The 13,002-nt window shown below is 72.0% G+C and carries 9 protein-coding genes; 3 read left to right on the forward strand and 6 right to left on the reverse strand.

Going from position 1 to position 13,002, the window contains the following annotated elements; genetic code table 11:
- Window positions 1-82: 82 nt before the first annotated feature.
- The 4 genes from ACFWB8_RS22495 to ACFWB8_RS22510 form a co-directional block, all read right to left on the reverse strand.
- Window positions 83-1,321 carry a branched-chain amino acid ABC transporter substrate-binding protein gene (locus ACFWB8_RS22495; RefSeq protein WP_385229798.1) on the reverse strand — a complete coding sequence of 413 codons (1,239 nt, stop codon included), beginning with the start codon at window positions 1,319-1,321 and terminating at the stop codon, window positions 83-85.
- A 542-nt stretch (window positions 1,322-1,863) separates the two neighbouring features.
- Window positions 1,864-2,262 (reverse strand): hypothetical protein, encoded by a 399-nt coding sequence (locus ACFWB8_RS22500; protein WP_385229801.1) that lies wholly within the window; start codon window positions 2,260-2,262, stop codon window positions 1,864-1,866.
- A 236-nt stretch (window positions 2,263-2,498) separates the two neighbouring features.
- Window positions 2,499-2,969: a PaaI family thioesterase gene (locus tag ACFWB8_RS22505; RefSeq protein ID WP_385229804.1), complete on the reverse strand. Its 471-nt coding sequence runs from the start codon at window positions 2,967-2,969 to the stop codon at window positions 2,499-2,501.
- Between the two features lie 54 nt (window positions 2,970-3,023).
- Entirely contained in the window at window positions 3,024-5,291 is a 2,268-nt protein-coding gene (locus ACFWB8_RS22510; protein WP_385229807.1) for an FdhF/YdeP family oxidoreductase, read from the reverse strand.
- Window positions 5,292-5,415: 124 nt separating this feature from the next.
- On the opposite strand from ACFWB8_RS22510, the gene polA reads away from it, so the two are divergent.
- Window positions 5,416-8,136: a DNA polymerase I gene (gene polA / locus ACFWB8_RS22515; RefSeq protein ID WP_385229810.1), complete on the forward strand. Its 2,721-nt coding sequence runs from the start codon at window positions 5,416-5,418 to the stop codon at window positions 8,134-8,136.
- 68 nt (window positions 8,137-8,204) lie between these two features.
- Here polA and ACFWB8_RS22520 read toward each other — a convergent pair whose 3' ends face one another.
- Window positions 8,205-9,062 (reverse strand): DUF4184 family protein, encoded by an 858-nt coding sequence (locus tag ACFWB8_RS22520; protein ID WP_385229813.1) that lies wholly within the window; start codon window positions 9,060-9,062, stop codon window positions 8,205-8,207.
- A gap of 173 nt (window positions 9,063-9,235) precedes the next feature.
- Between ACFWB8_RS22520 and ACFWB8_RS22525 the strand changes: the two genes are divergently transcribed.
- On the forward strand, window positions 9,236-9,376 hold the full coding sequence (locus tag ACFWB8_RS22525; protein ID WP_385229816.1) for an SPW_0924 family protein: 141 nt from the start codon (window positions 9,236-9,238) through the stop codon (window positions 9,374-9,376).
- A gap of 13 nt (window positions 9,377-9,389) precedes the next feature.
- The gene (locus ACFWB8_RS22530) at window positions 9,390-10,403 is read left to right on the forward strand and encodes a DUF3068 domain-containing protein (protein ID WP_385229819.1); all 1,014 of its coding nucleotides are present in this window, start codon (window positions 9,390-9,392) and stop codon (window positions 10,401-10,403) included.
- On the opposite strand, the gene ACFWB8_RS22535 is transcribed toward ACFWB8_RS22530, so the two are convergent.
- Complete coding sequence (locus ACFWB8_RS22535; RefSeq protein WP_385229822.1) at window positions 10,393-13,002, reverse strand: ATP-dependent RNA helicase; 2,610 nt, start codon at window positions 13,000-13,002, stop codon at window positions 10,393-10,395. The two genes, ACFWB8_RS22530 and ACFWB8_RS22535, sit on opposite strands and share 11 nt — an antisense overlap.

Raw genomic sequence — 13,002 nt, forward strand, 5'->3', positions numbered from 1 at the left:
AGGGCGCTGTTTGCGCCCTCGCGCGGCTGGTTCTTTTGGTGAGGGGTGGTCCGGTCGGCAGGACTGGACCGGTGCTACGGGATTACTGGTTGAAGGTGTCGCTCTTGACGTCGATCCACTTGCCGCCCTCGACCTTGTAGACCGTGAGCTGCTTGTTGGTGGTGTCGCCGTACTGGTCGAAGGCGACCTTGCCGGTCACGCCCTCGAAGGAGACCTTGGCGAGTGCGTCGACGACCGCGGCGCGGGCGCCGTCGGCCGGGAGCTTGCCGTTGTTGGCGGCGACGACGGCCTTGACGGCCTGGATGACGGACCAGCCGGCGTCGTAGGAGTAGCCGCCGTAGGCCGCGTACGGGTCCTTGTAGCCGCCGGCCGCGTAGTCCGAGATGAACTTCTTGGCGGTGTCCAGCTTCTCGACCGGGTAGCCGATGGAGGTGGAGAGGTCGCCCTCGTTGGCCTCACCGGAGGCGCTGATGAAGGCGGGGTCCTGGATGCCGTCGCCGCCCATGAGCGGGATCTTGGCGCCGGTCTTCTTGATCTGGTCGGCGAGCAGGCCGCCCTCGGGGTACTGGCCGCCGAAGTAGACGGAGTCGGCGCCGGAGGTCTTGACCTTGTCGGCGGTGGAGGAGAAGTCGGTCTCCTTCACGGTGACGTGGTCGGTGCCCGCGATCTCGCCGCCGAGCTTCTTGAACTCGTCGGAGAAGATCGCGGCGAGGCCGGCGCCGTAGGTCTGCTTGTCGTCGACGACGAAGACCTTCTTCTTGCCGGCGTCCTTGAAGAGGTACTGGGCGGCGAACTTGCCCTGGACCACGTCGGTGGCGGCGGTGCGGAAGTAGGTCTTGAAGGGGCGCTTGAACTCGCCCTTGCCCCAGTTGTCGCCCTGGCTGAGCGAGGGGTTGGTGTTGGCGGGGGAGACCTGCGCCAGGTTGGCGGAGGCGAAGACGCCCTGCATCTGCTGGGCGACGCCGGAGTTGAGCGGGCCGACGACGCCGATGACGTCCTTGTTGCCGACGAGCTTGGTGGCGTTGGCCTGACCGGAGGCGGGGACCGCCTGGTCGTCGAGGCCCTCGACCTTGAACTCGATGCCGGGGACCTCGTTGTTCTTGTTGGCCGTTTTGGCCGCGAGGTCGACAGAGTTCTTGATGCCCTGGCCGAGCGCGGAGAGCGAGCCGGTGAGGGGGGCGTCCACGCCGATGACGACGACGGTCTTGGCTCCGTCGCCCTTGTCCCCGGTCTTGCCCTCGTCGCGCGATCCGCAGGCGGTGAGGGTCAGTGCACCCGTGGTGATCACGGTGGTGAGGACGAGCAAAGAACGGTGTCGCACGTTTCTTCCTTTCCCTGGCGCGGCCGCCTCAGGTGAGGTGCCGATGGTTCGCCGGGCCGCACTGGGAGGTCCACGGCCGTGCTGAGTCGCACCTTGCGGCGCGGTGACTGGCCGTGACTCTAGGCCCGAGGTGGCGAATGCGGGGAGGCGGGAAAGGAGGATGTGACGCTCTTGTTATGCCAAGGCCAAGAATGTGTGGCGGTAGTACGGACAGATCGGGCGTTTAGCGACCTCGGGGAATGACCACATGCTGAGAAATCCCCGTTCCCCTAAGGGGCTTGAGGCCCTCATGGTCCTGTCATAGATCGAAACGGGCCGAATGTCGCACGCTGTGTCCGAAAGAATCCGCCGGGTGGCATTCTCGAGCGGAAAAGGCGGATTCCGTAGGGCTCGGGCATTACTGAGGGTAATTGAAGTCCTTGATCCACTCCGTGGTGGTGGATCTTGCGCGGGCCGCCAAAGGGCCTTCGACCTGCGGTGGGGTCGTACGTCCACGGGTGCCCGGAAGCCGGACACCGCACGTCCGATTCCGGTCACCCGGCTCACTGCGGCGGCCGCCAGTTCTCGGAGCTCCAGGTGGCGCCGTTCTGCTCGGTGCAGCGCTGCGCCACGAGCCGGTCGATCGCCTCAAGTCCCTTGTCCTGTCCGTGGATTGCCGCCTCGGCCCGGCCCGCGGCGACGGCTTCCTCGTGGATCGCGTACTGGTCGTTGGACAGGCCCTTCTGCTCCCAGTCCAGTCCGGACCACTTCGTCCCCTTGAGGGTCTCTTTCGCCCAGTACGAGACCAGGGCCGTGCAGATCTGCGCAGGTGAGGAGGGTGTGGGCGAGGGGCTGGAGGAGGCCGGGGCGGCGCGCGGGGCGGAGTTGGAGCATCCGGGCAGGGCGAGCGCGGCGAGCAGGGCGGCGGCGTACCGGATCGCGGTGCGTGGCGGGGTCCCCATGGGGGGACGGTAGGCCGTCACCATCGGTGACACAACAGCGTGGGCGGAACGCGCGCGGACTGGCGGATTCCGGGCGGGTGGCGGGGCGCCAGGGGTCCGCGGGGAACGGCGCAGGCCCGGACCCCTGCCCGTGGGACGGGCGGTGTCCGGGCCTGCGGCGGGTCCGATCCGGCTGCCCTCCGGCTGCCTCCGGGTCCGATCCGGTCCGATCCGGGTCCGATCCGGGTGTGGCCGGGTCAGGCCCCGGCGGCCGCGTCGGCGTCGCGCAGCATGCAGGTGAGGCGGGCCGTGCACAGCCGGCGGTCCTGCTCGTCGGTGATGACGACCTCGTACGTGGCGGTGGAGCGGCCCCGGTGCACGGGGGTCGCGACGCCGGTGACCAGTCCGGACCGGGCGCCCCGGTGGTGGGTGCAGTTCAGGTCCACTCCGACGGCGACCTTGGTGATGCCGCCGTGCAGCATGGCGCCGACCGACCCGAGGGTTTCGGCCAGTACCGCGGAGGCCCCGCCGTGCAGCAGTCCGTAGGGCTGGGTGTTGCCCTCGACCGGCATGGTGCCCACGACCCGGTCGGCCGAGGCCTCCAGGATGCGGATGTCCATGCGCTCGCCGAGGTGGCCCGCCGAGAACAGCGAGGGCAGGTCGATGCCCAGGGCCGCGTACTCGTCGAGGACCTCCTGCGGGAACTTCACAGCGTGCTTGTCGCCCATGGGCCGGCTCCGTTCGTCAACGCTCGTTAACCTTCTTGTCCTGAGGTCGTTCTATCAGGCCGGTTCGAAGCGCACGACGACGGACTTGCTGGCAGGGGTGTTGCTGGTGTCCGCGGTGGAGTCGAGCGGCACCAGCACGTTGGTCTCGGGGAAGTACGCGGCCGCGCAGCCGCGCGCGGTCGGGTAGTGCACGACACGGAAGCCGGGGGCGCGCCGCTCCACGCCGTCCTTCCACTCGCTGACGAGGTCGGTGCAGGAGCCGTCGGCGAGTCCGAGCTCGGCCGCGTCCTCGGGGTTGACCATGACCACGCGGCGCCCGCCGGTTATCCCGCGGTAGCGGTCGTCGAGCCCGTAGATGGTGGTGTTGTACTGGTCGTGGCTGCGCAGGGTCTGCAGGAGCAGGCGGCCCTCGGGGATCTTCGGGTACTCCACGGGAGCGGCGGTGAAGTTCGCCTTGCCGGTCTTCGTGGGGAAGCGGCGCTCGTCGCGCGGGGCGTGCGGGAGCTGGAAGCCTCCGGGGCGGGCGACGCGTGCGTTGAAGTCCTCGAAGCCGGGGACGACGCGGGAGATCCGGTCGCGGATGGTCCCGTAGTCCTTCTCGAACTCCTCCCACGGCGTGCGCGAGGCCTCGCCGAGGACGGCGCGGGCCATCCGGGCCACGATCGCGGGCTCGGAGAGCAGGTGCGGGGAGGCGGGGGCGAGGTTGCCGCGGGAGGCGTGGACCATGCCCATGGAGTCCTCGACGGTCACGAACTGCTTGCCGGCGGCCTGTACGTCCTTGTCGGTGCGGCCGAGGGTGGGCAGGATCAGGGCGCGCCGGCCGGTGACGGCGTGGGAGCGGTTGAGTTTGGTGGAGACGTGCACGGTCAGACGGGCGCGGCGGATCGCGGCCTCGGTGACCTCGGTGTCGGGGGTGGCGCCGACGAAGTTGCCGCCCATGGCGAAGAACACCTTGGCCTCGCCGTCGCGCAGGGCCTGGATGGAGCGGACGACGTCGAAGCCGTGCTCGCGCGGCGAGGTGATGTGGAACTCGCGGTCGAGGGCGTCGAGGAAGGCGGGGGCGGGGCGCTCGAAGATGCCCATGGTGCGGTCGCCCTGGACGTTGGAGTGGCCGCGGACCGGGCAGACGCCGGCGCCGGGGCGGCCGATGTCGCCGCGCAGCAGCAGGAGGTTGACGACCTCGCGGATGGTGGCGACGGCGTGCTTGTGCTGGGTGAGGCCCATGGCCCAGCAGACGATCGTGCGCTTGGAGGCCAGGACCATGGCGAGGGCGCGCTCGATCTCGGGGCGGGTCAGGCCGGTGGCCTTGAGGGTCTCGTCCCAGTCGGCTTCCTTGGCGGTGGCCGCGAACTGCTCGTATCCGTGGGTGTGTTCGCGGATGAAGGCTTCGTCGGTGGCGCCGGCCTCCAGGACGAGCTTGTTGAGGAGGCGGAAGAGGGCCTGGTCGCCGCCGATGCGGATCTGCAGGAACAGGTCGTTGAGGGCGGTGCCCTTGAGCATGCCGAGGGGGGTCTGCGGGTTCTTGAACCGCTCCATGCCGGCCTCGGGCAGCGGGTTCACCGAGATGATCTTCGCGCCGGCGGATTTGGCCTGCTCCAGCGCGGAGAGCATGCGCGGGTGGTTGGTGCCCGGGTTCTGCCCGGCGACGATGATCAGGTCGGCCTGGTGGAGGTCTTCGAGGGAGACGCTGCCCTTGCCGATGCCGATGGTCTCGGTCAGTGCGGAGCCCGAGGACTCGTGGCACATGTTCGAGCAGTCGGGGAGGTTGTTGGTGCCGAACTCGCGGGCGAACAGCTGGAAGAGGAACGCGGCTTCGTTGCTGGTGCGGCCCGAGGTGTAGAAGAGGGCTTCGTCGGGGGAGCCGAGCGCGCGCAGTTCCTCGGCGATGATCGCGAAGGCGCGCTCCCAGTTGACCGCCTCGTACCGGTCGCCGCCCTCGGGCAGGTACATCGGCTCGGTGATGCGGCCCTGCTGCCCCAGCCAGTAGCCGGAGCGGGTGGCGAGGTCGGCGAGGGGGTGCGCGGCGAAGAACTCCGGGGTGACCCGGCGCAGCGTGGCCTCCTCGGCGACGGCCTTGGCGCCGTTCTCGCAGAATTCGGCGGTGTGCCGCTTGTCGCCCTCGGGCCAGGCGCAGCCGGGACAGTCGAAGCCGTCCTTCTGGTTGACCTTGAGGAGGGTGCGGGTGGCCCGGACCAGGCCCATCTGCTCCTGCGCGATCTTCAGCGTGTGCCCGATGGCGGGCAGGCCCGCCGCCGCGCGCTTGGGGGGCGCGACCTGCGGCGCGTCCTGTACGGGATCACCTGCGGGCGGCTTGGCGGCCATGTCGCTCCCCTTCGAGCTTCGCAGCTGCGGTGCTGCGCGAATTCGCGTTCACGTCCGATCCTGTCACGCTCCGCGGACATCACCGACGCCGGAATTGTCAGTGGGGCCGCCTAGGATCGGGGGCGTGGCAGATTCAGCATCGAAGAAGACCGACCAGACGACCGCAGCGGACCGCCCCCGCCTGATGCTCATGGACGGGCACTCCCTGGCGTACCGGGCGTTCTTCGCGCTGCCCGCGGAGAACTTCACGACCGCGACCGGCCAGCCGACGAACGCCATCTACGGCTTCGCGTCGATGCTGGCGAACACGCTGCGCGACGAGGCGCCCACGCACTTCGCGGTGGCGTTCGACGTGTCCCGCAAGACGTGGCGGTCCACCGAGTTCCCGGAGTACAAGGCGAACCGCTCCAAGACGCCCGACGAGTTCAAGGGGCAGGTCGAGCTGATCGGCGAGCTCCTGGACGCGATGCACGTGCCGCGTTTCGCGATCGACGGCTTCGAGGCCGACGACGTGATCGCGACGCTGGCGACGCAGGCGGAGGCGCTGGGCTTCGACGTGCTGATCGTCACCGGCGACCGCGATTCCTTCCAGCTCGTCTCCGAGCACACCACCGTGCTCTATCCGACCAAGGGCGTCTCCGAGCTGACCCGCTTCACCCCGCAGAAGGTCGAGGAGAAGTACGGTCTCACCCCCGCCCAGTACCCCGACTTCGCGGCGCTGCGCGGCGACCCGTCGGACAACCTGCCGGGCATCCCGGGCGTCGGCGAGAAGACCGCCGCCAAGTGGATCACCCAGTTCGGGTCGTTCGCGGAGCTCGTCGAGCGGGCCGAGGAGGTCAAGGGCAAGGCCGGGCAGAACTTCCGGGACCACCTGGAGGCCGTGAAGCTCAACCGGGTGCTGACCGAGATGGTCAAGGACGTCGAGCTGCCCAAGACCCCGGCGGACCTGGCCCGCGCCCCCTACGACCGCTCCGCCGTGACGGGCGTGCTGGACGTGCTGGAGATCCGCAACGCCTCGCTGCGCGAGCGGCTGCTGGCCGTGGACCCGGGCGCCGCCGAGGAGGCCCCCGCTCCGGCCGCGCCCGGTGTGGAGCTCGACGGCTCCGTGCTGGGCGCGGGCGAGCTGGCGCCGTGGCTCGCGGCCCACGCGGACGCGCCGCTCGGCATCTCTACCGTCGACAGCTGGGCGCTGGGCCAGGGCAATGTCAGCGAGATCGCGCTGGCCTCGGCCTCCGGTGCGGCCGCCTGGTTCGAGCCGTCCGTGCTGGACGAGGCCGACGACCGGGCCTTCGCGGCCTGGGCAGCCGACCCCGCGAAGCCGAAGGTGAGCCACAACGCCAAGGGCCTGATGCGGGTCTTCCCCGAGCACGGCTGGAGCCTCGCCGGCGTCACCATGGACACCGCGCTCGCCGCGTACCTGGTCAAGCCGGGCCGCCGCTCCTTCGACCTGGACGTGCTGTCCAACGAGTACCTGCACCGGGAGCTGGCGCCCGCCGCCGCCGACGGTCAGCTCGCTTTCGGCGCCGACGAGACGGCCGAGGCCGAGGCGCTGATGGCGCAGGCCCGCGCCGTCCTGGACCTCGGCGACGCGTTCGCGGTCAAGCTGCCGGAGCTGGGCGCCGCCGAGCTGCTCCACGACATGGAGCTGCCGACCTCCGAGCTGCTGGCGCGGCTGGAGCGGGCGGGCATCGCCGTCGACCGCGACCACCTGGAAGGCATGGAGCAGCAGTTCGCGGGCGCCGTGCAGCAGGCGGTCAAGGAGGCGCACGCGACGGTCGGCCACGAGTTCAACCTCGGCTCGCCCAAGCAGCTCCAGGAGGTGTTCTTCGGCGAGCTGGACCTGCCGAAGACGAAGAAGACCAAGACCGGCTACACCACGGACGCGGACGCGCTGGCCTGGCTGGCCACGCAGACCGACCACGAGCTGCCGGTGATCATGCTCCGCCACCGGGAGCAGGCCAAGCTGCGCGTCACCGTCGAGGGCCTGGTCAAGACGATCGGCGCCGACGGCCGGGTGCACACCAGCTTCAGCCAGACCGTCGCCGCGACCGGACGCCTGTCCTCCACCGACCCCAATCTGCAGAACGTGCCGGTGCGCACCGACGAAGGCCGCGCCATCCGCCGCGGTTTCGTCGTCGGCGAGGGCTTCGAGTCCCTCATGACCGCCGACTACAGCCAGATCGAGCTGCGCGTCATGGCCCACCTCTCCGAAGATGCGGGCCTGATCGAGGCGTTCGCGACCGGCGAGGACCTGCACACCACCGTCGCCTCCCAGGTGTTCGGGGTCGAGCGGTCCGCGGTCGATGCGGAGATGCGGCGCAAGATCAAGGCGATGTCCTACGGTCTTGCGTACGGGCTCTCCGCCTTCGGCCTCGCCCAGCAGCTGAACATCGAGCCCGCCGAGGCGCGCGGCCTGATGGAGACCTTCTTCGAGCGGTTCGGCGGGGTCCGCGAGTACCTCCAGCGCGTGGTCGACGAGGCCCGGGCCACCGGGTACACGGCGACGGTCTTCGGTCGCCGCCGCTACCTGCCCGACCTCAACAGCGACAACCGCCAGCGCCGCGAGGCCGCCGAGCGGATGGCGCTGAACGCCCCGATCCAGGGCACGGCCGCCGACATCGTCAAGGTCGCGATGCTGCGCGTGGACAAGGCGATCGTGGCGGCCGGGCTGAAGTCGCGGATGCTGCTCCAGGTCCATGACGAAATCGTGCTGGAGATCGCCCCGGGCGAGCGCGAGAAGGTCGAGGAACTGGTGCGCCGCGAGATGGGCGCCGCCGTCGAGCTGCGGGCCCCGCTGGACGTCTCGGTCGGCGTCGGCCCCGACTGGGAGTCCGCCGCGCACTGATCCCCGTACGCACGGATCCTCGTACGCACGGATCCCGGTACGCACGGATCGCGCAGCGCCCGTCCCCGCTATGCGGTGGGGACGGGCGTTCGCGTGTCGTCGTCCGTACGGTCCCGGTCCCGGTCGCGCCGCTGGCGCAGCCGTACGAGGAAGCCGTACAGCAGCAGTGCCACGCACAGGCCGCCGCCCGCGCCGAAGCAGACGGTCGGGACCAGGTCGAGCGGGGTGTCGACCCGGTCGAAGAAGGTGAAGAAGCGGAGCACGCGCGTCGTGACCCCGGCCGCCACGCACACGAGGACCAGCGCCAGAGCGCCCCACAGCTCGGCCCGGCCGAGCACGGGAACGGACTTCGGGGCGTCCACGGCGGGCTGTCGGCGCAGCGCGGTCGTCGTGAACCACACCAGGACGCCGGCGGCCAGGGCCGAACTGCCGTACTGGAGATAGGTGTAGAGGGGGAAGCCCCCGTAGTAGGCGGAGAGCTCGGGCACGGCGTTCGTCCCGTACCGGTCCAGGTGCGTGAAGCTGTCCCAGGCGACGTGGGTGAGTGATCCCGCGACCGCCGACAGGTAGAACCAGAGCGCGAGCGAGGGGAGTTGACGCTCGCGCCGCCAGTCCTCGCCGCGCACGAAGCCGTAGACCCGGCCCCGCCAGGGGCGCGGCAGCAGCGCGGCCAGCGGTTCGCGCAGCAGGAGCCAGAAGGCCACCAGCGCGGCGGTCAGCAGCGCGTCGGCGGTGACGACGCCGACGAGGGAGTGCGTGAACTCCCCGTACCGCATGACACCCGACACCACGGCGTCCAGGAAGTAGAAGGCGTCGGGCGCGAACGAGCCCATGACCAGGGCCGAAGCCACCAACGGTCCCCGGCCGCGACCGCGTCGGCGGATCCCCGGCAGCACCGCGGCCGCGTGGCTCAGTGTGAACGGCATGGCCTGTCTCCTCGCTCTGCGTGCGGGCCCAGTATGCGTGACCTGCGGGCCAGGGCATCGGTCCCCCGCCGCCCCGCCCCCACCGAAACCCCGTAGTCAAACGGTTCTCATCTCACTCGCGCATTGCTACGGTGCCCCCTCCCTGACACCCCATCAGATCTCGGAGGCCCGGCATGCGCGCACTCGTCGCCGCCGCCATCGGGCTGGCCGCCGCGCTGGCCCTCGTCTTCGCCATCACGGCGGTCGGGGTGCCGGAAGGCAAGACCTCGCCCAAGCCGCTGCTCACCACCGCGCCCGCCGCGCCCGGAAAGTAGAGGAGGCCCGGCCATGCGACGCAGAGCGAGCCTCGTCCTGCTTGCCGCAGCCGTGTTCTGCGCAGCCCTCGCACCGCTGCTGCGCTGGTACGCGTACCCCCGGCTGGCGAAGATCCCGCCGAGCCAGTACCAGGAGATGGTCCTGGAGGCCAAGGACGCGACCCTCCTCGACTACACCGCCGGCATGGAGCCGAAGAAGGTCGACAAGGTCACGATCGTCCAGACCCTCAAGGGGAACGTCGAGGCGTCGAAGGAGATCGAGGCCAGCGCCGGCAAGGACGTCGTCGTCTGGGACACGCTGTCCCACATCATGGGGCCGGACGGGAAGACGGTCTCCCAGATACCCGAGCGCTACATCTTCGACGCCCACACCCAGGACCCGGTGCACGCCACCGGCGAGATGGTGGACGGGGACCCGGTCAAGCGCGAGGGCATCGAGTTCAAGTGGCCGTTCTTCACCGAGCCGCGCGACTACCTCTACTTCGACGCGCAGACCCGTAGCTCCTCGCCCATCCACTACGTGGGGCCGCGCCGGTTCAAGGGCATGGAGGTCTACTACTTCGAGCAGACCGTCCCCTGGACGAAGGTCTCCCTGCCCAAGAAGATGCCGATCGAGGGCATCGACGCGAAGACCTTCGAGCAGACGACCGGAACCACCCTCTGGTACACGGTCAAGGCGATGTTCTGGGTCGACCCGGTCACCGGCGCGCCCGTGAACGCCGAGCAGATCATCCAGCAGGAGATGCGCGGCGGCATCGCGTCCGGCGGCCCCGACGGCAAGCTCACCGTCTTCGCCGGGCACGTGAAGATGCGCGAGGACTACGCCAAATACACGCTCGACCTGGTCAAGTCGAACCGTACGAAGGTCCTCGCGCTGCACACCTACGCGCCGATCGGCCTCGCGGCCGGCGGGCTCGTGCTCTTCGGGATCGCGCTGTGGCTGGAGGCGCGCGGCCGGCGGCCCGAACGGGGCGGGCCGGCCGGCGAGGGCGGGGAGGGCGGGGAGGCGCAGGCGTTCAGCGCTTGAGGCGGGCGTTGGTGTACCGGGTGGGCTCGGCGGTCGCCGGGTCCTCCGGCCACGGGTGCTTGGGGTAGCGGCCGCGCAGCTCGGCCCGCACCGCCCGGTACCCGCCCTGCCAGAACGAGGCGAGGTCCGCGGTGACCGCCGCGGGCCGCCCGGCGGGCGACAGCAGGTGCACGAGTACGGGCACCCCCGCCACCCGCGGTGTCTCGGCCAGCCCGAACAGCTCCTGGAGCTTCACCGCGAGCACCGGCTGCTCGGCGGTGTAGTCGACCCGGATCCGGGAGCCGCTGGGCACCTCGAGCCGCTGCGGAGCCAATTCCTCCAGGCGGGCGGCCTCGCCGGTCGCCCAGGGCAGCAGCCGGTTCAGCGCCTGCCCGGCGTCGATCCGCCCGAGGTCGGCGCGGCGGCGGGCCCGCGAGAGCTCGGGTTCGAGCCAGTCGTCCGCGCGGTCCAGCAGCGCCCGGTCGTCCTGTACGTCGGGCCACGCGCCGCCGAGCGTGCGGTGCAGGAAGCCGAGCCGGGCCCGGAGCCCTTCCGCGTCGGGGGACCAGCGCAGCAGCCCGAGGCCTTCGGCGCGCAGCCCCTCCAGGAGGGCGGCCCGCACGAGCGCCGGGTCGGGGCTCCGCAGCGGCCGGGCGGCGAGCTCGATGGCCCCGAGGCGCTGGGCCGCACGGGCGACGAGGTCGCCGTTCTCCCAGTGCACCTCGTCGGTGTCGGTACGGAGGTGGGCCGCGGCGGCCCGGGCGGTGTCCTCGTCGACGGCCGCGGCCAGCCGGATCCGTGCGGAGGCGGAGTGCGGGGGCCTGTCGGCGACGGCGACCGCCAGCCAGGGGGCTCGGCGCAGCGGTGAGCCGTCGCCGAGCTCGGCCGCGGTGCCGGAGGCCATGAGGAAGGTGCCCTCGCCCTTGGCCTTGGCGACGCGCTCGGGGAACGCGAGGGCCGCGATGAGCCCGGCGGCGGCGTCATCCGGGACGGCGCCCGACCCGGGGCTCCGCCCCGGACCTCGCGCCTCAAACTCCCCCGGACTCCGTCCGGGGGGACCCCCGGGGGCCGGATTTCGGCTGGTGCCGCCCGTTCGCGGGGCCGCCGCAGGGTCCTGCGCGGCGCGCTCCAGGCGGCGGGTTTCCGCGCGCCAGCGGGCCGCGTAGGCGTCGCCGCCCTGGCGGGCCCGGCGCCAGGCCGCGGCCAGGTCGTCCCCGTACTCCCGCGGCGGCTCCTCGCTCAACAGCGCCACCACCTCGGCCGCACGCCGCGCCCCGAGGGCCGACGCGCCGTCGAGCAGCGCCCGCGCCAGCCGCGGGTGCAGCCCGAGCCGGGCCATCCGCAGGCCGCGCGGCGTGGGCCGCCCGTTCGGCTCCACCGCGCCGACGGCCACCAGCACCTCCCGCGCGGCGGCCATCGCCCCGGCCGGCGGCGGGTCCAGCAGCGCCAGCCCGGCCGCGTCCGGGTCGCCCCAGCAGGCGGCCTGCAGGGCGAACTGCGCCAGGTCGGCGATGCGGATCTCGGGGGAGGGGTAGGACGGGAGCCGCAGGTCCTCGGCCTCGCTCCAGCAGCGGTACACCGCCCCCGGCGCCTCGCGCCCGGCGCGGCCCGCCCTCTGGCGCCCGGCCGCGCGCGACGCCCGTACCGTCGCCAGCGCGCCGAGCCCCCGGGCATGGTCGACGCGGGGTTCGCGCGCCAGCCCCGAGTCCACGACGACCCGTACGCCCGGCACCGTCAGGCTCGACTCCGCGACCGCCGTCGCCAGGATCACCCGGCGGTGCGCGGCGGCAGACAGCGCCGCGTCCTGCACGGCCGCCGGGGCGCGGCCGTGCACCTGGAGCACCTCCGCGTCCACCCCGGCCAGCTGCCCGGCGACCCGGGCGATCTCGCCGACGCCGGGCAGGAAGCACAGGACGTCGCCGGAACGTTCCGCCAGCGCCCGCCGCACCACCGAGGCCACGTGCGTCAGCTGCGCCGGATCCACCCGCATGCCGTGCGGGGGCCGCACCGGCCGGGCCGGCGGGGCCCAGACGGTCTCGACCGGGTACGAGATCCCCGCGGCCTCCACCACCGGCGCGCCGCCAAGGACCCGGGCCCAGCCCGCCGCGTCGGTGGTCGCCGAAGCCGCCACGAGGCGCAGCTCCGGCCGCAGGGTTTCCCGTACGTCCAGGAGGAAGGCGGCGACCGTGTCGGCGTCGAGGTGCCGCTCGTGGCACTCGTCCAGGACCACCACGTCCACGCCCGCGAGCTCCTGGTCGCGCTGGAGCCGCTGGAGCAGGACGCCGGTGGTGACCACCTCCACGACGGTGTCGGGGCCCGCCACCCGCTCCCCGCGCACGGTGAAGCCCACCGAGCCGCCGACCTGCTCGCCGAGCAGCCAGGCCATCCGCCGTGCCGCGGCCCGGGCGGCGATCCGCCGGGGCTCGGCGACCACGACCCGGCGGCGCGGCCCGCCGCCCACCAGCCCCGCCAGCACCAGCGGCACCAGCGTGGTCTTGCCGGTGCCGGGCGGCGCGCAGAGCACGGCGGCGCCGTGGCCGTCCAGCGCGGACACGAGCGCGGGCACGGCCTCCCGTACGGGAAGGGAGTCGAGGTCGGAGGTACGGACGGGGGAGGTCAA

The sequence above is a fragment of the Streptomyces sp. NPDC060031 genome (assembly GCF_042736805.1).
Taxonomy (GTDB): domain Bacteria; phylum Actinomycetota; class Actinomycetes; order Streptomycetales; family Streptomycetaceae; genus Streptomyces.

Coding starts and splice junctions, on each gene's coding strand:
- ACFWB8_RS22525 (WP_385229816.1), top strand. CDS start 9,236: ATGCGCGCACTCGTCGCCGCCGCCATCGGGCTGGCCGCCGCGCTGGCC.
- ACFWB8_RS22520 (WP_385229813.1), bottom strand. CDS start 9,062: ATGCCGTTCACACTGAGCCACGCGGCCGCGGTGCTGCCGGGGATCCGC.
- ACFWB8_RS22505 (WP_385229804.1), bottom strand. CDS start 2,969: ATGGGCGACAAGCACGCTGTGAAGTTCCCGCAGGAGGTCCTCGACGAG.
- ACFWB8_RS22500 (WP_385229801.1), bottom strand. CDS start 2,262: ATGGGGACCCCGCCACGCACCGCGATCCGGTACGCCGCCGCCCTGCTC.
- ACFWB8_RS22510 (WP_385229807.1), bottom strand. CDS start 5,291: ATGGCCGCCAAGCCGCCCGCAGGTGATCCCGTACAGGACGCGCCGCAG.
- ACFWB8_RS22530 (WP_385229819.1), top strand. CDS start 9,390: ATGCGACGCAGAGCGAGCCTCGTCCTGCTTGCCGCAGCCGTGTTCTGC.